22 protein-coding genes are annotated in these 24,063 nt (G+C 36.6%); 10 read left to right on the plus strand and 12 right to left on the minus strand.

The features are described 5' to 3' along the window. Positions 1-20: 20 nt before the first annotated feature. Together lipB and CXF59_RS09485 are read right to left on the minus strand one after the other, a co-directional pair. A complete protein-coding gene (lipB, locus tag CXF59_RS09480; protein ID WP_101137567.1) occupies positions 21-728 on the minus strand; it encodes a lipoyl(octanoyl) transferase LipB in 708 nt (235 codons plus the stop codon). 68 nt (positions 729-796) lie between these two features. Then, on the minus strand, positions 797-1,534 hold the full coding sequence (locus tag CXF59_RS09485) for a hypothetical protein (RefSeq protein ID WP_101137568.1): 738 nt from the start codon (positions 1,532-1,534) through the stop codon (positions 797-799). A 323-nt stretch (positions 1,535-1,857) separates the two neighbouring features. Here CXF59_RS09485 and lysS point away from each other — a divergent pair, with 323 nt between their 5' ends. Further along, entirely contained in the window at positions 1,858-3,567 is a 1,710-nt protein-coding gene (gene lysS / locus CXF59_RS09490; protein WP_101137569.1) for a lysine--tRNA ligase, read from the plus strand. A gap of 57 nt (positions 3,568-3,624) precedes the next feature. Here lysS and CXF59_RS09495 read toward each other — a convergent pair whose 3' ends face one another. From CXF59_RS09495 to CXF59_RS09515, 5 genes are all read right to left on the minus strand, one after another. Continuing rightward, positions 3,625-4,650 (minus strand): 2-hydroxyacid dehydrogenase, encoded by a 1,026-nt coding sequence (locus CXF59_RS09495; RefSeq protein ID WP_101137570.1) that lies wholly within the window; start codon positions 4,648-4,650, stop codon positions 3,625-3,627. Positions 4,651-5,023: 373 nt separating this feature from the next. Next, a complete protein-coding gene (hemL, locus tag CXF59_RS09500) occupies positions 5,024-6,310 on the minus strand; it encodes a glutamate-1-semialdehyde 2,1-aminomutase (protein WP_101137571.1) in 1,287 nt (428 codons plus the stop codon). 48 nt (positions 6,311-6,358) lie between these two features. Continuing rightward, the gene (locus CXF59_RS09505; protein ID WP_101137572.1) at positions 6,359-7,234 is read right to left on the minus strand and encodes a glucosaminidase domain-containing protein; all 876 of its coding nucleotides are present in this window, start codon (positions 7,232-7,234) and stop codon (positions 6,359-6,361) included. Further along, complete coding sequence (locus CXF59_RS09510) at positions 7,227-8,132, minus strand: 1-aminocyclopropane-1-carboxylate deaminase/D-cysteine desulfhydrase (protein ID WP_101137573.1); 906 nt, start codon at positions 8,130-8,132, stop codon at positions 7,227-7,229. The genes CXF59_RS09505 and CXF59_RS09510 overlap by 8 nt, the downstream gene beginning before the upstream one ends. Positions 8,133-8,304: 172 nt before the next feature. Continuing rightward, the gene (locus CXF59_RS09515; RefSeq protein ID WP_101137574.1) at positions 8,305-8,646 is read right to left on the minus strand and encodes a hypothetical protein; all 342 of its coding nucleotides are present in this window, start codon (positions 8,644-8,646) and stop codon (positions 8,305-8,307) included. A gap of 123 nt (positions 8,647-8,769) precedes the next feature. On the opposite strand from CXF59_RS09515, the gene CXF59_RS09520 reads away from it, so the two are divergent. The 5 genes from CXF59_RS09520 to CXF59_RS09540 all read left to right on the plus strand — a co-directional run bounded on the left by CXF59_RS09520 (position 8,770) and on the right by CXF59_RS09540 (position 13,330). Next, positions 8,770-8,946 (plus strand): DUF5522 domain-containing protein, encoded by a 177-nt coding sequence (locus CXF59_RS09520; RefSeq protein WP_157824593.1) that lies wholly within the window; start codon positions 8,770-8,772, stop codon positions 8,944-8,946. A 212-nt stretch (positions 8,947-9,158) separates the two neighbouring features. Continuing rightward, complete coding sequence (locus CXF59_RS09525) at positions 9,159-11,141, plus strand: urocanate hydratase (protein WP_101137576.1); 1,983 nt, start codon at positions 9,159-9,161, stop codon at positions 11,139-11,141. Between the two features lie 49 nt (positions 11,142-11,190). Beyond that, positions 11,191-11,718, plus strand: a complete 528-nt coding sequence (locus tag CXF59_RS09530; RefSeq protein ID WP_101137577.1) for a DUF4136 domain-containing protein — start codon at positions 11,191-11,193, stop codon at positions 11,716-11,718. Between the two features lie 67 nt (positions 11,719-11,785). Continuing rightward, on the plus strand, positions 11,786-12,193 hold the full coding sequence (locus tag CXF59_RS09535; protein WP_198554671.1) for a group III truncated hemoglobin: 408 nt from the start codon (positions 11,786-11,788) through the stop codon (positions 12,191-12,193). Between the two features lie 6 nt (positions 12,194-12,199). Beyond that, positions 12,200-13,330 carry an esterase-like activity of phytase family protein gene (locus tag CXF59_RS09540; protein WP_101137578.1) on the plus strand — a complete coding sequence of 377 codons (1,131 nt, stop codon included), beginning with the start codon at positions 12,200-12,202 and terminating at the stop codon, positions 13,328-13,330. 132 nt (positions 13,331-13,462) lie between these two features. Here the strand turns inward: CXF59_RS09540 and CXF59_RS14975 are convergent, their stop codons facing one another. Next, on the minus strand, positions 13,463-13,633 hold the full coding sequence (locus CXF59_RS14975) for a hypothetical protein (RefSeq protein WP_157824556.1): 171 nt from the start codon (positions 13,631-13,633) through the stop codon (positions 13,463-13,465). Between the two features lie 503 nt (positions 13,634-14,136). On the opposite strand from CXF59_RS14975, the gene CXF59_RS09545 reads away from it, so the two are divergent. Continuing rightward, complete coding sequence (locus tag CXF59_RS09545; protein WP_101138507.1) at positions 14,137-15,897, plus strand: aromatic amino acid hydroxylase; 1,761 nt, start codon at positions 14,137-14,139, stop codon at positions 15,895-15,897. A gap of 507 nt (positions 15,898-16,404) precedes the next feature. Here the strand turns inward: CXF59_RS09545 and CXF59_RS09550 are convergent. The 4 genes from CXF59_RS09550 to alaS form a co-directional block, all read right to left on the minus strand. Next, positions 16,405-17,025 (minus strand): DUF4230 domain-containing protein, encoded by a 621-nt coding sequence (locus CXF59_RS09550; RefSeq protein WP_101137579.1) that lies wholly within the window; start codon positions 17,023-17,025, stop codon positions 16,405-16,407. Positions 17,026-17,027: 2 nt separating this feature from the next. Next, positions 17,028-17,984 (minus strand): GSCFA domain-containing protein, encoded by a 957-nt coding sequence (locus tag CXF59_RS09555; protein WP_101137580.1) that lies wholly within the window; start codon positions 17,982-17,984, stop codon positions 17,028-17,030. A gap of 31 nt (positions 17,985-18,015) precedes the next feature. Beyond that, complete coding sequence (locus CXF59_RS09560; protein ID WP_101137581.1) at positions 18,016-18,783, minus strand: hypothetical protein; 768 nt, start codon at positions 18,781-18,783, stop codon at positions 18,016-18,018. Between the two features lie 192 nt (positions 18,784-18,975). Next, positions 18,976-21,612 carry an alanine--tRNA ligase gene (gene alaS, locus CXF59_RS09565; protein WP_101137582.1) on the minus strand — a complete coding sequence of 879 codons (2,637 nt, stop codon included), beginning with the start codon at positions 21,610-21,612 and terminating at the stop codon, positions 18,976-18,978. Between the two features lie 318 nt (positions 21,613-21,930). Between alaS and CXF59_RS09570 the strand changes: the two genes are divergently transcribed. The 3 genes from CXF59_RS09570 to CXF59_RS09580 all read left to right on the plus strand — a co-directional run bounded on the left by CXF59_RS09570 (position 21,931) and on the right by CXF59_RS09580 (position 23,911). Next, on the plus strand, positions 21,931-22,908 hold the full coding sequence (locus tag CXF59_RS09570) for a M23 family metallopeptidase (protein ID WP_101137583.1): 978 nt from the start codon (positions 21,931-21,933) through the stop codon (positions 22,906-22,908). Further along, complete coding sequence (locus CXF59_RS09575) at positions 22,908-23,240, plus strand: MerR family transcriptional regulator (protein WP_101137584.1); 333 nt, start codon at positions 22,908-22,910, stop codon at positions 23,238-23,240. The genes CXF59_RS09570 and CXF59_RS09575 overlap by 1 nt, the downstream gene beginning before the upstream one ends. Before the next feature lie 77 nt (positions 23,241-23,317). Beyond that, the gene (locus tag CXF59_RS09580; RefSeq protein WP_101137585.1) at positions 23,318-23,911 is read left to right on the plus strand and encodes a LemA family protein; all 594 of its coding nucleotides are present in this window, start codon (positions 23,318-23,320) and stop codon (positions 23,909-23,911) included. The last annotated feature ends 152 nt before the right edge of the window (positions 23,912-24,063 follow it).

Raw genomic sequence — 24,063 nt, forward strand, 5'->3', positions numbered from 1 at the left:
GCTTCCCAGTCGCAAAAACTCTAGTGAGATTCTTCAAAAGTCGCTTCAAAAAGACTGGATAAATGTTTTAAGATTTTTTCTTTTACTTCGTCCTCGTCTACTTTTTCAACACCGAGTTCTACGTTTAATGAGGTTACCGCTTTACCGCGAATGCCGCAGGGAATGATATTGTCAAAATAACCCAAGTCGGCATTTACGTTTAAGGCAAATCCGTGCATGGTGACCCAACGCGAAGCGCGCACACCCAGCGCACAAATTTTTCTGGCAAATGGCGTTCCTACACCTACCCACACCCCCGTTTCGCCTTCACTTCGACCGCATTCTATGCCATACTCTTGTAAGGTAAGAATAATGGCTTCTTCCAGAAAGCGTAAGTATTTATGAATGTCAGTAAAAAAATTATCTAAGTCGATTATGGGATAACCTACAATTTGTCCTGGTCCATGATACGTAATATCCCCACCACGATTGATCTTGTAGAAAGTGGCGCCTTTATCTTCGAGTTGTTTTTCGGACAAAAGTAAATTAGACAAATCGCCGCTTTTCCCTAAGGTATACACATGCGGATGTTCCACGAACAAAAGATAATTAGGAGTCTCTAAAGTAAGCTCCTCTCTCCTATTCCTAATTTTCAGATCAACGATTCCTTTGAACAATTCTTCCTGGTATTCCCAAGTTTCTTTGTAGTCTTTATTTCCTAAATCTTGTAACTGGATTGTTTTGTTCATTTTTCATCTTTGATTGGCAAAGTTACAAAGGATTTTATTGACTTAAAATTATAAAACAAGAAAGTCTACTATAAGTCATTTTCTAACACCACTTCAAGCGATGTACTTTCCGGATTTTGCATAGTGTCGGTCAAAAGTAGTTGCAACGACAGTGATTTCTTGTCGGTACTAATTTTAGCATCCGTATTAGAAACTGATTTTATTTTTCGCGGAAAGTGATAGTTTAACGTATAGGTTTGAACCACATTAAATTTTGAAACTTGAGTTTTTAACGTATCAATTCGCCCCGACGCTTTTTCAAGTCCTTCTACATCAATGATTTTTACAATTCTTTTAAAAACGGTTCCGTCAAAGCCATAGCTCACCTTATAATAATGCTTTTCAGCAGTTAGTGCATAATTATTCTCCAGATCATCCGCATAATCTTCTGTTTTATACAAATCAGGAACTGTTTCTATGTTATTAAAAGATTGCGTAATCACTGTTCTAAATTCTTTATCATAAGAACTTTTTTTGACATGCAAATTCACACCATTATACTTAGTGAACAGCTCTTGTTCCGGCTTAGTGAACTTCAAAAACGTGTCGTTGTATTTCAAAACGACGTCGCTAAAAGCATAGGATGTGTCGACGTACTTTTCTTCTTTGGAATAATTAGCCCCTGCAATCTGCATGTAACTGTGTTCATCACGGAGTTCAACAACTTCAATCTTTCCGCTTCCATCCTCGTTGAGATAAATGGTTTCGCTGACCTGGCAGTTGCTTAAGAGAGTTCCCACTATCAAAAAGTAAAAGTATTTTTTCATTTGCTATTCCTGCTTATTTATTGGTTTCCGCTGTATCTATTTTTTTTATAAATGTAATTTATTTCGCATTATTTCATGGTTTTTGATTTTAAAAACGTCTTTAAAAAACAAAATCGCGCAGAATAGCCCTGATCGAGCCGATATCCTCGCCTTCACTATACTTCGGGAAGGAGAGATAAAGGGGAGAGCAGGACAAATCGCAATTGAATAATATAAATTTGTGCTCCAAAAAACAGCACTTTTAACAATCCAATTTTAAGACTTTATGACTTTGCAACTTTAACACATAAAGACTATCTTTGCCGACTTAAAAACAGCATAAAATGGCATTATCCGAACAAGAAATACTTCGTAGAGAAGCGCTCACCCAATTACGCGAATTAGGGATTGACCCTTATCCTGCAAACGAATTTGTGACTACCGCTTATTCCAGCGAAATCCTCGCCGATTTTGACAAGTACGACGGAAAAGAAGTGGTTTTAGCAGGTCGATTGATGGGAAAACGCATCATGGGAAAGGCTTCGTTCGCGGAATTGAAAGACGCCGAAGGGCGTATTCAAATCTATGTCGCGAGAGATGATATTTCGACTGACGAGGAGAAAACAATGTACAATGTTGTTTTCAAAAAACTATTGGATATTGGCGATTTTATTGGAGTTCGTGGAACGGTTTTCAAAACTCAGGTAGGCGAAATCTCTGTTCATATTTACGGATTAACTGTTTTGGCGAAAGCTTTGAAACCGCTTCCTGTTGTAAAAACAGATGCTGACGGTAAAACGTACGATGCATTTGCAGACGCGGAACAAAGATACCGTCGTCGTTACGTGGATTTAACGGTAAATGACCACGTGAAAGAAACTTTTATCAAGAGAACAAAAATGTTCAATGCCATGCGTTCTTTCTTTAACGACAGAGGCTATCTTGAAGTGGAAACACCTGTTTTACAGCCCATTCCTGGTGGTGCTGCAGCACGCCCATTTATCACGCACCACAACTCGCTTGACATGCCCTTGTACATGCGTATTGCCAACGAGTTGTATTTAAAAAGATTAATTGTTGGTGGTTTTGAAGGGGTTTATGAGTTTTCTAAAAATTTCCGTAACGAAGGGATGGACAGAACACACAACCCAGAATTTACCGCTATGGAAATATATGTAGCCTACAAAGACTACAACTGGATGATGAAATTTGCCGAAGACCTTTTAGAGCATTGTGCTGTTGCGGTAAACGGAACGAGCGAAGCTACTTTTGGCGAACATAAAATAAACTTCAAAGCACCTTACGCGCGCATTACAATGACTGATTCTATCAAACATTTTACTGGTTTTGATATTTCAGGTAAAAGTGAAGCGGAATTATTTGATGCAGCGAAAGGAATGGGGATTGATGTGGATGCCACAATGGGTAAAGGAAAATTAATTGATGAAATTTTTGGAGCTAAATGCGAAGGAAACTATATCCAACCAACTTTCATTACGGATTATCCAAAGGAAATGTCACCATTATGTAAACAACACCGAGACAATCCTGAATTGACGGAACGTTTTGAATTAATGGTTTGCGGTAAAGAAGTAGCGAATGCCTACTCTGAATTAAATGATCCTATTGACCAAAGAGAACGTTTTGAAGAGCAACTAAAATTAGCTGCAAAAGGAGATGATGAAGCGACCGAGTTTATCGATGAAGATTTCCTTAGAGCGTTAGAATACGGAATGCCTCCAACATCAGGTATGGGAATAGGAATGGATCGTTTGATCATGTATTTGACGAATAATGCCTCTATCCAAGAAGTATTGTTGTTCCCTCAAATGAGACCAGAGAAAAAACAAGTTCAAGTGGAGCTGGAAGACGATGAAAAACTAATTGTTTCTTTATTACAAGCTAATGAGAACCAAATGGAATTTGGATTATTGAAAATAAAATCAGAATTGAGCGGTAAAAAATGGGACAAAGCTATGAAAAATTTATCTTCTTTAGGAATGACTGAAGTCATTGTTGTTGGAGAAACGAAGGCTTGTCGCTTGAAAGATTAATTTTATACTAAAATATAGTTAAAGAAAAAAAGGAACTCAATTGAGTTCCTTTTTGATTTAATTTAATAATGCTGCTTTATTATCAAAATCCTTTTCAGCAATTAGATCAGATACATTTCTAAACGTAGTGAGCGCTATTTGGGTGAGTGCTTCATTAGTGAAAAATGCCTGATGAGCAGTTAGCAGCATATTAGGGAAACTCGTTAATCGCTGTATATCATCGTCTTGAATAATATCTTCAGACAAGTCTTTAAAGAACAATTTCTCTTCTTGTTCGTATACATCAATCCCTAAATAACCAACTTTACCATTTTTTAGTGATTCAATAATATCTGTAGTATTAATTAGAGCTCCTCTACTAGTATTAATGAGCATAATATTATCTTTCATTTGCAAAAGCGAACTTTTATTTATCATGTGCTTTGTATTATCATTTAATGGACAATGCAAAGAAATGATATCAGCAGATTTAAAAATAGTTTCCATGGCTTCATATTGCACTCCCAAATTCTCCATTTCTTGATCTTTGTTTATATCAAAAGCTAAAACTTTACAACCAAAGCCTAAAACAATTTTAGCAAATGCTTTACCTATGTTTCCCGTTCCTATGACCCCTACTGTTTTACCATGTAAATCAAAACCCAGAAGTCCCTTTAATGAAAAGTTTTGTTCTCGCACTCGATTATATGCTTTATGCGTTTTACGATTTAAAGTCAATATCATGGCCATGGCGTGCTCAGCGACAGCCTCGGGAGAATAGGTCGGAACACGACATACTCTTATACCTGCTTTTTGGGCTGCTATAAGATCAACATTATTAAAGCCTGCACAGCGCAAAGCTATAATTTCCACACCATTTTCTGCCAGTTTTTTAATGACTTCAGCATCTACAACATCATTAACAAAAACGCACACAATAGCACTCTCTTGCATTAAATTTATAGTACGAGAATTCAATTGAACTTCAAAAAACTCTAATTCAAAGCCAAAATCAGCATTGTACTTTTCGAAAAAGACTTTATCGTAAGGTTGTGTTGAAAAGAAAGAAATCTTTTGTGTAGTTAAGTTGTTCTTTGCTATCATAATATTGAAATAAATTAAAAGGAATAGTTATGCCCATAAGGGGGAATAAGTTAAAGATAATATCAAAAGTTAGAAATACAGTACCACTACACTATTTATTCAAAATACTTTTAAACAAGAAACAATACTAATGACATAGAATTAGTATTGCTTTCTTTATTTCAGATAAAATAGTGTAAATATCAAGCCCTGTTTTTATCACATACCGATATATGTTCTATACAGACCAACTACATTGTACTATTTCCCTTTTATACCGGTATTATTATGCACGAACGCTTTGCATGAACACACGACTTTTTTGGAATGACTATTTTAGACACCTAATCCGTAAAAAAAAACTTCCGGCTTTCACCGGAAGTTTTTTCTATTTTTAAAAGGTTTTAGATACTTTATCAACTGCTCGAATCGTAAAATCTAAATCTTCGTAGCTAAGTGCATCCGTTATAAACCAACTTTCATAAGCGGATGGCGCAATATAAATTCCTTCTTGCAACAATCCGTGAAAGAATTTTTTAAATGTATCATTATCTCCATTTGCAGCTGATTTAAAATCGATTACAGGAGTAGCATCAAAATGAACTGAAATCATAGATCCAATTCTGTTTATAGTGTGCACCACGTTATTTGCTTTTAAAGCAACTTCAATTCCTTTATGCAAATAAGCCGTTTTCTCTGCTAATCTGTCAAAAATAGCAGGATCATTATTTAATGTTTGCAACATAGTCAATCCTGCAGCCATAGCCAAAGGGTTTCCGGATAAGGTTCCTGCTTGGTAAACAGGCCCTATTGGAGCAAGATAATCCATTATTTCTGCACGAGCTGCAAAAGCACCTACTGGCAAACCACCACCTATTACTTTTCCGAAACAAATAATATCAGCATCAACATTTAATAATTCCTGTACTCCACCCCGTGCTAATCGAAATCCAGTCATAACCTCATCAAAAATAAGGAGAATGTTATTGTCATCACAAAGTTGGCGCAAACCTTCTAAAAACCCTTTATTCGGGGGGATACAACCCATATTACCCGCAACTGGTTCCACTATTATAGCGGCAATTTCATTTTTATTAGCATCAATTACGGTCTTGACATTTTCTAAATCATTGTAGGTAGCCAGTAAAGTATCTTTAGCTGTTCCGGCAGTTACTCCTGGACTATTAGGTGAACCAAAAGTTACCGCTCCACTTCCTGCTTGAATCAAAAACGAATCAGAATGACCATGATAACAACCGGCAAATTTTATTATTTTATCTTTTTTTGCAAATCCACGAGCTAGTCTTACCGCACTCATACAAGCCTCTGTACCTGAATTCACAAACCTTATTTTATCTACATTAGGCACCATAGACACTGCTAAAGCAGCAATTTGAGTCTCCAGTTCTGTTGGCATACCAAAAGACGTACCTAACTTTGCTTTCTCAATTACAGCCTGTACTACCGGCTCAAAGGCATGTCCTAAAATCATAGGACCCCAAGAATTAATATAATCAATTAAACGGTTTCCATCTTCATCGTACATATAAGCCCCCTTGGCACTTTTTACAAAAATTGGAGTTCCCCCTACTGCTTTGAACGCTCTTACTGGTGAATTTACTCCTCCTGGAATTACCTTTTCTGCTTCAGCAAAAAGCTGACTACTTCTTTTATATAACATGTGTAATTTTGATGTTTTATTTACGAAATTCTCTATTCTAAACTTCTATTATTTCACTTTTAATCTTTGACCAATAGAAATGGTATTGGCTGACAGATTATTTATTTGCTTTAATTCAGTAACCAATAAATTATATTTTTTTGATATCGAGTACAAAGTATCTCCTTTTTGAACTTCATATAAAGATTTGTTTTGACTTTCAAAAGCAGCTATTCTTGTCTCTTGCTTTTCAATTGGAGTATAGTCTTTACCCATAACATAAGCATCATACTGACCCAAATTGTAACGCTCGATATAAGATATTAACTTGTCCGGGTATTTTGGATCCGTGGCATAACCGGCTCTTCTGAGCCCATTTGCCCAGCCTTTATAGTCTTCTTTTGGCAACTTGAATAAACTAGCATACCTGCTCCTACCCGTCAAAAATAACGCGTGATCGTTAAACGATTCTGCAGGTTCATAGTATTTTCTAAAACACTCCTGACTGGAATCATCATCATGTCTGACTGATTCACCAGTCCAACCCTCATGACATTTTATCCCAAAATGATTGTTGGCCCTAATACATAAATCACCTCTTCCTGCTCCAGATTCCAAAATTCCCTGAGCTAAAATGATACTTGCCGGAATACCGTAAATTTTCATATTACTCATGGCAATATCTTTATACTGAGAAATGTACTTTCCGATTACATCAGTCCCGACATACGTTACCGAGGTTGATTTTATTACTTCACCTTCCTCGTCAACTTGTTTTTGTTCTTTCTTCAGTATCGGCTTAACTCCATTTGTCTTTTTGACAGAACGGGACGCCACTTTTTTTGAACTTGAAGGCACTGCTTTTTTCGTTACTATCACAGGTTTTGTCACATTACAACTCAGTAAGGTAAGCAGCGTAAGTACTAGTAGGATTTTTTTAAACATGAGCCTTTATTATTGGTAATTGTTTCTTTCTTAATTTTGTATTCATTCCTTCGATTCCCTGTATTCCCCCCGTATGAATCAGTAAAATTTTTGACCCAGCAGGAAAATAATCCTTCTCTATACTATCCATAACGCCAAAAACCATCTTTCCAGTATAAATAGGATCCAAAGGGATGTTGTTGTTTTCAAAAAACTGATTAATAAAAGCAACTAAATTCTGATTCACCTTGCCATATCCACCAAAATGGTACTCAGTTATCAGCTCCCAATTTTCATCCGAAATCTTGGTTACAAAACTACGAATTTCATCTTTTAAAAAGTCCCCTTTTAAAGCAGGAAATCCTAAAACTTTTTGATGTGGTAATACACTGTTAATAATTCCGGAAATAGTTCCGCCAGTTCCCACTGGACAGCAAATGTAATTAAACTGTTCGTCTTCTTTGGTTAGAATTTCCTCACAGCCTTTTATGGCCAGCTCATTAGTACCGCCCTCGGGAATAAGGTAAAAATCCCCGTATTTATATTTTAAGTTTTCCAAAAATGAAGTTTCACTTTTTAATCGGTACTCTTCTCGTGAGACAAATTCGAATTGCATGCCACAGTTCTGGGCAAATTGCAAGGTTGGGTTAGTTGTTATTTTATCACGCAATTCATCCCCTCGAACAATCCCAATGGTTTTAAATCCATTTTCTTTTCCGGCAAAAGCTACTGCGGCAATGTGATTAGAATAGGCCCCACCAAAAGTGAGTAGCGTTTCCTGACTTTCCTCTTTTGCCTGAAGCAAATTATACTTCAACTTTCTGAACTTATTTCCGGAAACGAAAGGATGAATCAAATCTTCCCGTTTGATCGTCACAGAAATCGAATTTGGAAATTTTATAATTAGTTTTTGATTCAAACCGGTAATTTTTTTACAAAGATAAAGTTTATATACAACAAAAAAGCACGATTCAAAGCCATTCTCGCCAGAAGTCTTCCTTCTCAAGAAGGTTATAAAAACCTAAACATCAAAAAAATGAAAGGTAGCACAACATAAAGTAAAACCCTTTTGAATGCACTTTTGAGTAAAGCTAGTTTTTGCTTAGCACCAAATATTTTATGAATCGAAGAACAGATCTGTTTTTCAAATACCCCATGTCGGATTCATTGCTATAGGCTTCACGCTCAAAACTAATATTCCTGTAGGCCAGATCCTTGTTTTTATATTGGACCAATCGAACAGTATACTCTAGGACGTACCATATAAAAAAGGGAAGTATTAATAATTCTAACTGCTGGCGTACGTGTATTTTTTCATGATTGATAAAAACAATATTTTCTTTATCAGCACGATATCTTACGAAAATAAATGGAAAAGTGGTTAATCCACGAAAGCCTTTAGGAACTAAATATTTGCTGATAATAAGAAACATTCATTATAAAAATTATAAATTTGTGCTACTAAAATAGTTCTTTTTAATGAAATGCTCAATTTATTGGGTAAAACCACTAAAATAAACCATTACAAAACTCTTTACAATAGACTACTTTCGAATATGATTGATGAGAATGATCCAAATAAATTAATTGAAGGCGAAGATTTTTATTATACGCCTGAAGGTTATAAATGTTTTACCGAAAAACACCACCTGAAAAGAGGGTATTGTTGTAAAAGCGGATGCCGTCATTGCCCCTATGGCTATGACAAAAAAACAGGCACGAACAAAAAGTAGTTATCTTTAACTACAATCGATATAAAACAAAAAAACGAAATGGATATTTGTTTACAGAAATATAGAATCAAGATTCACAAATCCTACCATCGTTCGGATATTCGTTATCCTTAGTGATCTGGCGACGCTCAATACGCTGAGAAAAGAAATTGATTCTACGGAATCTATTTTAGCGAAAAAACACGTATCCAAACTAACGAATCACAATCAAAATGAATTTTCAAGAACAAATCCAACAAGGAATACCTACTATACTACCTCAACTAAAACCGTATGAGCTAGCTATAAATCACGCACCAAAACGAAAAGAAATCCTTTTAGCTGATGAAAAAAAACTAGCCTTAAAAAATGCTTTACGTTATTTTGAACCACAACATCATGCTGAATTAATTCAAGAATTTCGTCAGGAGCTGGAAACCTACGGCCGCATTTACATGTACCGCTTTCGTCCAGATTACGAAATGCGTGCACGTCCGATCGAGGAATATCCCGGGAAATGCGAACAGGCAAAAGCCATTATGTTGATGATCCAAAATAATCTGGATTATGCCGTAGCACAGCATCCTCATGAATTGATCACTTATGGCGGAAACGGAGCTGTTTTTCAAAATTGGGCACAGTACCTGTTGACAATGAAGTACCTGTCAGAAATGACAGACGAGCAAACATTAACAATGTATTCAGGACATCCGATGGGATTGTTTCCATCTCATAAAGAAGCACCAAGAGTAGTTGTAACTAACGGAATGGTGATTCCTAATTATTCTAAACCGGACGACTGGGAAAAAATGAATGCTTTGGGCGTATCACAATATGGGCAAATGACTGCGGGCTCCTATATGTATATCGGACCACAAGGAATTGTACACGGTACCACTATCACGGTACTAAATGCGTTTCGTAAAATAAACCGAAATCCTTCAGGCGGCATCTTTCTTACTTCAGGACTTGGTGGTATGAGTGGTGCCCAACCCAAAGCAGGGAATATTGCCGGTTGTATTACCGTTTGTGCTGAGGTCAATGCAAAAATCACCCACATTCGTCACAGCCAAGGCTGGATCAACGAAGTTATCGAAGATATTGATGAATTAGTAAAAAGAGTGGCTTTGGCGAAAGCCAACAAAGAAGTCGTATCGATTGCCTACCTGGGAAATGTGGTTGACGTTTGGGAAAAATTTGACGAAAAAAATATTCATATCGATTTGGGAAGCGACCAGACCTCCCTCCACAATCCATACGCAGGAGGATATTATCCAACTGGTATTTCCTTTGAGGATGCGAACGAAATGATGGCAAATAACCCCGATCTATTCAAAGAGAAAGTACAGGAAACATTACGTAGTCATACGACTGCTATCAATAAGCACACAGCAAAAGGGACCTATTTCTTTGATTATGGAAATGCTTTTCTATTGGAGGCTTCTCGCGCAGGAGCAGATATAATGGCCGAGAACCATATCGATTTCAAATACCCGAGTTACGTTCAAGACATCATGGGCCCCATGTGTTTTGATTACGGATTTGGCCCTTTCCGTTGGGTTTGTGCTTCAGGGAAACCGGAAGATTTACAAAAAACAGATACTATGGCCTGCGAAGTACTGGAAGAGATGGCAAAAACCGCACCCTTTGAAATTCAGCAACAAATGCAAGATAATATCCAATGGATAAAAGGCGCACAGGAAAATAAATTAGTTGTGGGCTCACAAGCCCGGATTTTATATGCAGATGCAGAAGGCCGCATGAAAATTGCTGAAGCTTTTAATCAGGCTATTACCAAAGGAGATATCGGAACCGTAGTTTTAGGGCGTGATCATCATGATGTATCCGGAACGGATTCACCTTACAGAGAAACCTCTAACATTTATGACGGTTCACGTTTTACTGCTGATATGGCGATTCAAAACGTGATTGGAGACAGTTTCCGTGGTGCTACATGGGTTTCTATCCATAACGGTGGAGGCGTAGGTTGGGGCGAAGTGATTAATGGTGGATTTGGAATGGTGCTTGATGGTTCAAAAGAAGCATCAAAACGCATCCAATCCATGCTTTTCTGGGATGTTAACAACGGTATTTCAAGACGCAGCTGGGCTCGTAATGACGGTGCTATATTTGCCATTAAAAGAGCGATGGAAACACAACCTCTATTAAAAGTGACACTTCCGAATATAGTTGCCGATAATTTATTGGATTTTTAAAAAAATGAACGTATCTTTAGTAAGGATTTAACTGTCAAATATTTACGTTATGAAAGCATTTAAACTTATACCGGTACTTTTTCTTTTCCTTTTGGGCTCTTGCAGCTCCATTAAAGTAAATTCAGATTATGATCAAAGTGTAGATTTCAGTCAATATAAAACTTATGCGTTCCATAAAAGAGGAGTCGACAGAGTCGAAATCTCTGGACTAGACAAAAAAAGAATTCTTAATGCTATAGATACTGAACTCAGCAAAAAAGGAATGATCAAAAGTGACAATCCTGATTTGTTAGTTAATATTTTCACTAAAGAACGAGAACGTATCGATGTCAATCAATACAATGCAGGATGGGGTTACGGATGGGGATACGGATGGAACCCATACCTTTGGGGAGGACGTACTTACGTTTCTAGCTATGTTGAAGGAACGCTATACATTGATTTAATTGATGCCAAGAAAAAAGAACTGATTTGGGAAGGGGAAGGTGTTGGTTACCTAACGGAAGATCGAGAGCGAAAAGAAATTAAAATCAATGAGTTTGTAGCAAAAATTCTAGCTCAATTCCCACCAAAATAGAAATACCAATAATTTCTTATTCTACATAAATGGCCTACCTTTGCGTAGGCTTTTTCTATACCCAATTATGACAATTCTTAATGACATTACGACCCTCGAAGACATCAAATTACTTGTTGACACCTTCTATTCTAAAGTGCAAAAAGACGACATAGTCGGTCCGATATTCAACGGGAAAATAGGTGACCGCTGGCCAGAACATTTGGAAAAAATGTACCGATTTTGGCAAACGATCTTACTCGAAGTACATACCTATTCAGGCAGTCCCTTCCCTCCACATAAACAATTACCGATTGCCAAAGAACATTTTGACCGCTGGATGGAAATTTTCACCACTACAACGAATGAGTTATTTGCCGGCGCTACGGCGGAGGAAGCGAAATTCCGTGCCAAAAATATGGCAGAAATGTTCCATTATAAAATTGACTATTTTAGAAATGCCGGACAAAACGGAGATCTTTTAAATTTGAAATAACAGCCAATGCGCAACTTATCACTTCTTGCTTTTTTATTCTTTACTTTCGTCTCTTGCTCTACTGTAAAAACGAATGAAACCGCAAACAGCAATCTCAGCTTTACACTATTAAATAGTGTTGAAATCCCCTTCAATAAAGAATTTAAAAACACAGTCGTTGGCGGATTGTCCAGTATAGATTATGATCCTAAAAATGATCTATACTATTTTATATCCGATGACAGAGCCGTCTACAATGACGCCCGTTTTTATACCGCCAAAATTCATTTGGGTTCAAATAAAATAGACAGCATCGCATTCAAAAATATAGTTTTCTTAAAAAATGCAGCTGGCGAAAAATACAGCAGTTGGGAGAAACAACCCGATAAATCCATTGATCCTGAGGAATTACGTTACAATCCAAAAACAAAAACAGTAGTATGGAGCAGTGAAGGCGCTCGCATTATGTCCAAAGATTTTTCGGTACTGCAGCATCCTGCGGTTCACACAGCCACCACAGAAGGAAACTTTATAAATACCTTTAATTTGCCCGCAAACCTCAACATGCAAAAAGAAGAAAAAGGCCCCCGTAACAATAGCGTCCTAGAAGGCATCACTTTTAACAAAAACTACACAACACTATATACCAACATTGAAGAACCTTTATATGAAGACGATACCGAAGCTTCTATAACCAAAGGAGGATTAATCCGACTGTATGCGTTTGATATAAAATCAAGAAAGAATACGGCACAGTACGGCTATCTTTTAGATCCTATTGCACATCAACCCAATCCTGCGGCTGGTTTTGCCGTCAATGGGGTATCTGCCATTCAATATTATGGAAAAGACCAATTGTTAGTGGTGGAACGATCCTACTCTGTGGGAAAACAAGCCTGTACTATAAAAGTCTATTTATGTAATTTCTCAAAAGCAACTGATATAAAACATATTGCTTCTTTGCAGAACCATGAATTTACCTTGGCTTCCAAAAAATTGATATTGAACATGGATGACTTGGGGATTTTTATCGACAATATCGAAGGAGTAACTTTTGGCCCAAAACTATCTAATGGTAAACAATCACTACTTTTTGTTTCGGATAATAATTTCTCTGATAAGCAAAAAACGCAAGTACTGCTTTTTGAAGTGGATTAAGATTTTTAAAGACATCAATAACTGCGGTATAAACACCGTTCCTTTTTTAATATCGATCAGCATTTTGAGGAAAGTCATCAAAGATGTACTTATACATGTCAGAAAGTAAATTTACAACTTCCTGGGACCAGATTACCCTTCTTCCTTTTTACTCAATACATGATCGTCTACCACTTCCTCAGACGTGCGAGTTTTGGCTCCATCTGAACCGGATTCACCAATAAACTCAATGTGTTCAACATATTGTGATTTAGTCAAACTTTTCCCTTCAATAGTTCGAGCCACTATAGCATCCCCATCCAAGATTGCATCTATTTTTTTTTAAAATACTTCTATCTTGAATATCTATTAGTTTCTTGATTATATGATTTTTATACGCTTCGATATTCATAATTATTTTATTTTATACTATAAAGATACAACTTTTTAAAAACGGAAAAACATTTTACGTTAACCAACTAGCACGGATTATTTCAACAAGTTATTCGCACTCTCCTTCTTTAAAAAGAGACCTAAAATAAAGAAGATAAAACAAGTATTACCTGTTTTTGACAACATTGATTTAACTGTTTTTTAAATTGAGAAGAAAAAGTAGTTCATCCATACCACTCATACCCCCTAGCCCCGATTGCAATGAAATGCTTTTTATGAAAGCCGTTTTTATTTTTCTTGTTTATAAAAAGCAACCGAAGGAAGCTCTTTTATCAACTTTAGAAAAACAAACAGCTTTGCAAAAACTTGCAATGAAAAGCGGGAAATGGCTCCCAGAATTCGTACTTTTGTACTATAACTACAACGTTTTTGACATGAACCCAACTATTGAAAGTAACCCCTTACTAGACCGATTGCCAAAACACTTGAAGCAATTTATTAAACCTCAAGATTATAGCGATTACACGCCTATAAACCAAGCGGTTTGGCGCTATGTGATGCGCAAAAATGTGGATTATCTGTCAAAAATGGCTCATAATTCATATCTGGAAGGATTAAAAAAAACGGGGATAGAAATTGACAATATTCCAAGTATGTACGGAATGAACCGTATCCTGACCGAAATTGGTTGGGCTGCAGTAGCCGTGGACGGATTTATACCGCCTAACGCATTTATGGAATTTCAAGCTTATAACGTGCTAGTTATAGCATCTGACATTCGTCAACTCGAACATATAGAATACACGCCGGCACCGGATATTATTCATGAAGGTGCGGGTCACGCCCCGATTATCGCCAATCCGGAATATGCGGAATATTTGCGCCGTTTTGGAGAAATAGGTTGCAAAGCCATCTCATCTGATAAAGATTATCAAATGTACGAAGCCATCCGTTTGCTGTCGATTGTGAAAGAAGCAGAAGATACGCCACAGGGAACTATTGATGAAGCCGAAAAAGCGGTAGAAGATTTGCAAAACAACATGGGCGAATTGTCTGAAATGGCACAAATTAGAAACCTACACTGGTGGACTGTGGAATATGGCCTGATAGGTACACTGGACAATCCTAAAATATATGGCGCCGGCTTGTTGTCTTCCATAGGTGAAAGTGCTTGGTGCATGACGGCTGAAGTAAAAAAACTTCCTTATTCTATTGATGCTGCCCACGCTAATTTTGACATAACAAAACCGCAGCCCCAGCTTTATGTCACACCAAATTTTGCTTATCTGAATTTGGTTTTAGAGGAATTTGCTAATAAAATGGCATTGAGAACCGGTGGTTTGTCGGGAATCGAAAAATTAATCGTCTCAGGTGCATTGGGAACAATAGAATTAAGCACCGGCTTACAAGTCTCAGGTGTTTTTACCAATGTAATTGAACAGGATGGCAAACCGATATACATACAAACAATAGGAAAAACAGCGTTAGCTTCCCGCGAGAAAGAATTAGTAGGTCATGGAACACTAAACCATGCCGACGGTTTTGGTAGTCCAATCGGGAAACTAAAAGGCATCAATTTAGCCATCGAAGACATGAGTCCGAAAGACTTAAGCGCTTATAACATCACCGAAAGCAACAGCGTAAAGCTGGAGTTTGAAGGAAACATTATGGTTGAAGGAGAAATCATCACTGGTTCCCGAAATTTACAAGGAGAAATTATCCTTATCCGTTTTAAAAACTGCACCGTAACACATGGAGAAACGGTTCTATTCCAACCGGAATGGGGTGTTTACGATATGGCAGTGGGAAAAAAAGTAGTTTCTACTTTTTCTGGACCGGCTGACGCAAACAGTTTTGACTTGATTACCCATATGCCTTCGAGTACCACTATTAAAGCAAAACATACTGCTGAACGGGATGACTTAGAGGTTTTATACCAAATGGTAAGAATTATTAGAAAATCTAAAGACATATATGCTTCCCTAGATCCTATTTTCCTTAGACTAAAAAAGGATCATCCTAACGACTGGTTACTTGCTGTTGAAATTGCGGAACTTCTCAAAGACCGAAACGACACTCAACTATTAAATGAAGTATTAAATTACCTTGAAGATTTAAAACAAAAAAGACCGAAAATAGCACATTTGATTACTGGAGGCCTAGACCTGATTTTTCGCACTATTACAAAATTATAATTCCGCTGACTTTTAAATAAAAAGTATTTTTATATTATATACGCTGCCTTACATCTTTTGTTCGGCAGCGTCTTTTTTTGTCATTAAAACAGATTTTCTTCTTCTTTTGTTAAACGGAATAGTTCTGCAAAACGGTAGCTAACGAAAAACCGCTGTTAGACTTCTTCAAGGTAAAAAAAAGCTTACATTTAAATTTCAAAAGAAGGTTTGAACATGATTAGTAAAGACAGTAAAATGATTCGCATAGCAGAAAAGAATATTTTCTGCAGCCAGATAACCCAATAAAACTGGACAAATAAACCAATACTGATTTTTCTTCATGATGCATTGGGCTGTTCTGAAAGTTGGAAAGAATTCCCGATGACTGTTACCGGTAAAATTCGTAAAGTCGAAATGAGAGAAGCAATGACGGCTGTATTAGGACTGTCAAAATAACATAAAAAGGGTTTGAATCAGATTACTGTTCAAACCCTTTTTATTGAAAAGAAACACAAATTGTAAAACCTGCTATAATTTTATATTCTGTTTAAAATCGTTTTCGTTTTCAATTACAACCCCATCATATTTTAATGTCCATCCTAAACTATTAGTAAGGATTAAAAACTTCGACAATTCACTAACCAGCCTATTTTGCGCATTAGTTTTAAGTGTAGACTTTTTTATCTTTTTAGCCAAGTTTGCTTTTACTGATTTACTTATTTTATTATAATCGTCACCGGTAAAAGGATTTAACTTACTTTGTTCCAAATCATAAAATTGAATGTCAGGACTAATTTTTATTTCTTCTTGTGGAATATATACAATAGTAATGGTCTTGTTTTTTTCGTTAATGTCATATTTCATTTTATGCAAGTCATAGGCGACAGTCACATCGGCATTAACGACAATCAATGCTTTTTTATCGAATGAAAGCATACCCATAAGATATTTTTCCTTATTCTTATAGGTAATCACTTCAGAGAAATGTCCTTCTGTCACTACTAATTTACCTACGTTAACAATTTGTTGCTGTATAAGGTCAGTATTGTAATCTATTCCTGAGTCTTCCTCTTTCTTGAATTCACAATATTTAAACAATAGTACAATAGTGACAATCACTCCCATAAAAACAAGTAATCTTCTTAGCATAATTAAAATTTCATGAATGAATATTGAGAAAGTAATGCATCGATTTTATCCTTGAGTTTAGCTTCAAATTTTTGATGGCTCTCCGAATTGGGGTTGAAAGGTTTATGAGATAAACTCTTTTGGATGGTTTCCACTTCCTCCATTGTTACAGAAGCGGCTTCTGAAATATTTGTTTCATTGAAACGTTTCCAAATATAATCGATGGCAACTTGATTGGGGTGCAACATGTCTTCGGCATAAAACCGATAATCACGAAGTTCATCCATCATTAGTTCGTAACTGGGAAAGTATTGCGGGTATGGTTTGAGAGTTTCAGTTTGCAGCGTACTATGAATCGCAGCAATTAAATTGGATTTGCTCCATTGATTTTCGACGAAACCATCTTTGATGTGCCGCACGGGTGAGACCGTAAAATTAAGGACCGCTTTGGGATTTACGGACTGTATCAAAAGGATTGTTCTTATAATGCTTTCTTCTATGATATCTATCGCCAACAGTTCTTTCTTAAACTGTTTTTGAGGCACTTTATGACAATTGGCAACTATTGCGCTGCTTTCATTATTTCGATAGACCCAGGCCGTCCCATAGGTAATAATGACATGCGTGGCCTCACTTAGTTCTTTCCAGGTTGATTGAACAATGATATTCAAATCGTTTAACAACTCAACTGGATCCCCATTGCTTAAATCAGAATGAGCATCATAACAATGCCAGCGTTCATTGTGAAAAAAAATATCAGCTTCCGTAAATACTTTTTGTGCCACAGCGAAGGAAATTAATTTTTCGATTGCCAGCGGATGAAATAAAATACCAAATGGATTACAGGAATTCTGAAATTTACAATAATCCAGTTTCTCTGACATATTTACCGCAAAGCAAGAGCCCAGAGATATAATCTTCGAATTGTAATCTATCGGGTGAGTACTTTTAGGAATGGGTATTTGAGTTCTGAATTGCATAGTATTTTATTTATGCAAACTTAGGGCTTTATTAGTAAAAATATTGTGATTTCAAATATCCGGACTTAGCAGTTTCTGTAAGCTGCTCCGTAGGGTAATCATCCGTATCATATTGAAAAGTACTATTAAAAAATTTAGCCGAAGATATGGTTTGATCTGCCGCATTGGTACTACTGCTTTCTACAACGCTGCTGATGGTATTATTCAATGAAATCACCTCATTGTGATCCAGTAATTTACTGTATCCTAAAATAGAATACAAAGGATTTTTTTTCGAATCGTATTGAAAATTTACGGTATATTTTGACACGACACCGGGCGCTGCATCATCTAAAATCCTTTCGTCTTTTATTAAATTTTTATCTTTAAAATACAGTATTCCATGATAAAACCTTGCCTCTTGACTTCCCGAATTTAAGCTCCTTTTTTCGTATGAAACAGTGCCATCTGTATTGTGAATATAATTTATCACATAATTATTTGGAGAAACAACCTGTATTAAATGATCAGTATCATATGAATATTCTACGGTTTGACTAAGCTGAGTACCTTTGTCTGTCGTTCTTATTTTTGTAATCAGGCCATCTGTGTAGGTAAAGTCATTACGCAATTCAATACCATCTGTAGTTACGATTTCATCCCCAATATACTTGAACAAAGTTGTAGTAGATGTCCCATCAGCTAAAGTTTCAACTACCTCTTTAAGGAATTTACTTTTACCGTCTTTATCATTGGAACAAGAAGTGAGTAAAACTGATGCAATAGATATGAAAAAAAATATTTTACTTGAATATTTCATGATAGTAGGTTATTTGGACTAGGGACAAATAGAGCAAACAAATGTAAAGAATAAATTTTGCTAAGCAAACTAAACAAGTCTAACAACCTATAAAATCGTTGAAGTGAAAATTTATTGAAATACAAAATTAAAAACCCTTTCGATTTGCCTGGGCAAAGGGAGAGGGTTCGTTTTCTTAATAAGAATAAAGAACTACTTCACGAAATCAATTGCTTTGTTTAAAGCCTCTTGAATACCGCCTGCGTTCTTCCCTCCTGCAGTAGCAAAGAATGGCTGACCGCCTCCTCCACCTTGTATGTATTTCCCTAATTCACGAACTACTAATCCTGCATTTAATTTTTTGTCAGCAACAAGTTCTTTAGATATATAGCAGCTTAGCATCGGTTTTCCTTCCTCAGCTGTAGCCAAAACTAAAAACATATTGGTTCCTAAGTTCCCCAAATCATACGCCAAGTCTTTAGCTCCTTCCGGGTTAAGATCCACTTGGACCGCAAGAAACTGTACCCCATTTATCTCTTGAATTTGTTGAGCCAATTCCGTTTTTAATCCTTTTGCTTTATCTCTTATTAATTGTTCCACCTGCTTTTTTAATTTTGTATTCTCCTCTTGTACTGACCCTACTGCTTTAATTACATCTTGCGGGTTTTTCAATGCGAACTTAATCTCATTTAATGTACTCTCCTGAGACGCAAAATAAGCTTTGACGGCATCACCGGTAATCGCTTCAATACGTCTAATGCCTGCGGCAACAGCTCCTTCTGAAACGATTTTGAAATGCCAGATTTCGCCAGTATTCTTCACGTGAATTCCTCCGCAAAGCTCCATGCTTCCGCCAAATTTAATAGCGCGCACATGGTCTCCATATTTCTCACCAAACAAAGCCATAGCACCTTCCTCCACCGCTTGCGCGAAAGGAATATCTCTGCGCTCTATTAATGGCAATTGTTCTTGAATTCTGCCATTAACAAAGTCTTCTACCTGCTGTAATTCTTCATCAGTCACTTTTGCAAAATGCGAAAAGTCAAAACGCAAATGATTTGGACTTACTAACGACCCCTTTTGTTCCACATGTGTTCCCAATATGCTTCTCAATGCCTGATGCATCAAGTGAGTCGCAGAGTGATTTTTTGTAGTATCTGACCTTAGTTTACTATCTACTTTAGCTACAAAAACACCGTTTACATTCTCCGGCAATTTTTTAGTAAAATGCAGAATTAGATTATTCTCCTTTTTAGTATCTATAATTTGGATGGTCTCATTTGCCGAAACTAAAACTCCTTTGTCTCCCACTTGTCCTCCACCTTCAGGGTAAAATGGTGTGCTATCTAAAACAATTTGGTACATAACACCATCTTTTTTAGAGTCCACTTTACGAATTCTTGTGATTTTTGCTTCGCTTTCTGTTTGGTCATAGCCTACGAAAGTTTCTGTATTTCCCTCCACTAAAATTTTCCAGTCATCAGTAGAAACTTCAGAGGCAGCACGAGAACGTGTTTTTTGTTCTTGCATGGCTTTATCAAAACCAGCTTCGTCCAGACTGAATCCTCTTTCTCTAAGAATCAAAGCCGTCAAATCAATAGGAAAACCAAAAGTATCGTACAATTCAAATGCTTTTGCTCCCGGTACTTCTTTTCCTTGATTAGTTGCAATTACGTTATCTAACAACTGTAACCCTTGATCCAGTGTACGCAAAAAAGACGTTTCTTCTTCCCGAATTACATTTGTAACTAAACCTTGTTGTTTTTTGATTTCAGGGAAAAAATCACCCATTTGGTCGGCTAGAACAGCTACTAATTGATAGACAAAAGGCTCTTTGGTATTCAAAAAAGTAAATCCGTAACGTATTGCACGACGCAAAATACGACGAATTACATATCCTGCTCCAGTATTGGAAGGCAGTTGACCATCGGCAATAGCGAAGGCTACCGCACGTACGTGATCGACAATTACACGAATCGCAATATTAGTTTTATTTTGTTCCTCACTTATTCCTTTTACTTCGTTTGAAGTATATTTCAATCCTGTAATTCCCTCCACTTTTTCAATAAGCGGTGTAAACACATCCGTATCATAATTTGAAGTAGTGTTTTGCATTGCCATACACAAACGCTCAAATCCCATTCCGGTATCTACGTGTTGTGCCGGTAATTTTTCAAGAGAACCATCAGCTTTACGGTTGAACTCCATAAATACGTTATTCCATATTTCAACTACCTGCGGATGATCAGCATTGACTAAACTTCTACCTGAAACTGACGCTCTTTCTTCGTCAGTACGCAAATCGATATGAATTTCAGAACAAGGTCCGCAAGGTCCTTGGTCTCCCATTTCCCAAAAATTATCTTTTTTATTTCCAAGGATAATGCGATCTTCAGGAACGAATTGTTTCCATATATCAAAAGCCTCCTGATCAAAAGGCACGTTCTCTGCTTCGTTCCCTTCAAAAACAGAAACATATAAACGCTCTTTATCCAATTTTAAAACTTCAGTTAAGAATTCCCAAGCCCAAGGCAAGGCCTCTTCTTTGAAATAATCACCAAAAGACCAGTTTCCCAGCATTTCGAACATGGTATGGTGATAGGTATCAAAACCTACATCTTCTAAATCATTATGTTTTCCTGAAACGCGAAGACATTTTTGGGTATCGGCAATTCTATTGCTTTTTGGCGTGGCATTGCCCAAAAAATATTCTTTAAACTGAGCCATTCCCGAGTTATTGAACATCAGAGTGGGATCATCTTTAAGAACGATGGGCGCTGAAGGAACAATTAAATGTCCTTTGCTTTGAAAAAAGTCTAAAAATTGCTTACGTACGTCTTGTGATTTCATTATTTTTTTTTTTACCACTAAGGCGCTAAGGCACAAAGTTTTTTAATTTATATTTTGCTCGAAAGCATTTTATGCCCCAGATCACAGCGGAAAGCTTCGAAATTCAGTACTCTATTTTTTCTTGAAACGGTAGAGCGACCAGAGGAAGCTTCTGCAAGTTCATTAGAAAAAACGAGAACTAATCGATAACTTGCGACGAATAGCTGGAATAGGCACATTATTTTATTTATTATTAAAAAAACGATGGAACAAATGAAACATTTATTAAATTTGTTCAACTTACATTTTACAATGTGCAAAAATAGGGTATTTTAAAATATGGCGAAAGTAAAATATTATTACGATTCGGAAAATCTGGCGTATCGCAAAATAAAAATAAAAAAAAGAAACAAATTTGGTTTTGTTATCCTGTTTTTACTGGCATCGGCATTGTTTGGCTCTCTTATATTTGTGGTTTTATTAAACACTCCTTACTTTGATACTCCTAAAGACCGGCTATTAATTCGTGAAAATGAAAATTTGAAATTGAATTATGCAGTCTTAGATAAAAAAATGGATGAGCTTGATCATGTAATTCAAGCTATTGAAGATCGGGATAATAATTTATACAGAACGTATTTCAATACCTCTCCAATACCTAAAGAAGAAAGAAAGTCCGGATTTAGCGGCGAAAATCGATATACTGATTTACAGGGATATGACAACACGAAACTGGTGCTTAACACCACAAAAAGAGTCGATATTCTTAGAAAAGAATTAGCGATACAGTCAAAGTCACTGGATTACATTCTAAAACTGGCAAAAGAGAAAAACAAACTATTATCTGCCATACCTGCCATTCAACCTGTCAGGAACGAAAATTTAAAACGCATGGCTTCTGGTTTTGGATACCGGACGGACCCATTTACCAAAGCCCGTAAAATGCACGAAGGGATGGACTTTACAGCTAAAGTGGGTACTCCTATTTTCGCAACTGGCCACGGTATCGTAGCACAAGCAGACAACAGGGCTTCCGGTTATGGGAATCATATCGTCCTTAGGCATGGTTATGGATACGAGACCTTGTATGGACATTTGAGCAAATACAATGTCAAAGCGGGACAAAGAGTAAAACGAGGAGACATTATAGGTTACGTGGGAAGTACAGGTAGATCTGAAGGTCCCCATTTGCATTATGAAGTACATAAAGACGGTAAAGTAGTTAATCCGCTCAATTTTTATTATGGAAACATTTCCGCAGTGGAATATGTAGCCATTTCAAAATTAGCTAACCAAGAAAATCAATCATTAGACTAATGCACATAGAGCTACAACCCGATAAAAGATATTACAGCATTGGTGAAATCGCCAAAGCTTTTGATGTAAATGCTTCCCTGATACGTTTTTGGGATAGTGAGTTTGACATTCTCAAGCCAAAGAAAAACGCAAAAGGGAATAGGATGTTTACCCCGGACGACATCAAAAATCTACAACTCATTTATCATCTGGTAAAAGAAAGAGGCTTCACATTAGAAGGGGCAAAAACCCATTTAAAAAAAGGTCAAAAGAAAACATTGGATAAATTTGAAATTATCCGAAAATTAGAGACCATCAGGACACAGTTATCAAATATTAAGAATCAACTATAGATTGGTGATTTTCGATTAACAATCGCTGATTTCAGATTAAAAAAAACTAAACACTAAACTTTAAATTAAATAGAAACATGGATTTTAAAAAATTTTTACCTTGGATTATTGCAGCCGTAGTTATCATCGGTGGGTACAGTTATGTTAAAGGAATAAATAATAACGCTGTTGGGTATGAGCAGGGTATTAATGAAGCTTGGGGTAACGTTCAAACTTCTTACCAAAGAAGAAATGACTTAATCGGAAACTTAGTGAATACCGTAAAAGGAGCTGCTGAATTCGAAAAAAGCACTTTGACTGCTGTTATTGAGGCGCGTGCCAAAGCGACTGCAGTAACAATTGACCCTACGAATATCACTCCGGAACAATTAGCACAATTCAACCAAGCACAAAGTGGCGTAAGCAGTTCCCTTTCCAGATTGTTGGTTAGTGTAGAACGTTACCCGGAATTAAAAGCAAACCAAAATTTCTTAAAACTACAAGATGAGTTAGCAAGCACAGAAAATCAGATTCTTACGGCCAGAACGCGTTTTAACGAAACAGTAAAGCCATACAATAATCATATCAAAATTTTCCCGAACTCTGTTTTTGCTGGTATGTTTGGATTTAAGGAAAAACCATATTTCGAAGCTGTCGCAGGTGCTGAAAAGCCGGTTGAAGTACAATTCTAAATAGAATAAAAACACTATACCCCTTCAGGATTTAAGAGCGAGATCACAGAAAGACCTTGAAATTCTTATTAAAAAAAAGACTAAACCATTAAGGAGTTTCGAACATTAAGACCTAATGAAGCTTAATTTCTTACTGGTTTTAAATTTTAAAT

This window comes from Flavobacterium sp. ALD4 (genome assembly GCF_002836475.1).
Classification (GTDB): domain Bacteria; phylum Bacteroidota; class Bacteroidia; order Flavobacteriales; family Flavobacteriaceae; genus Flavobacterium.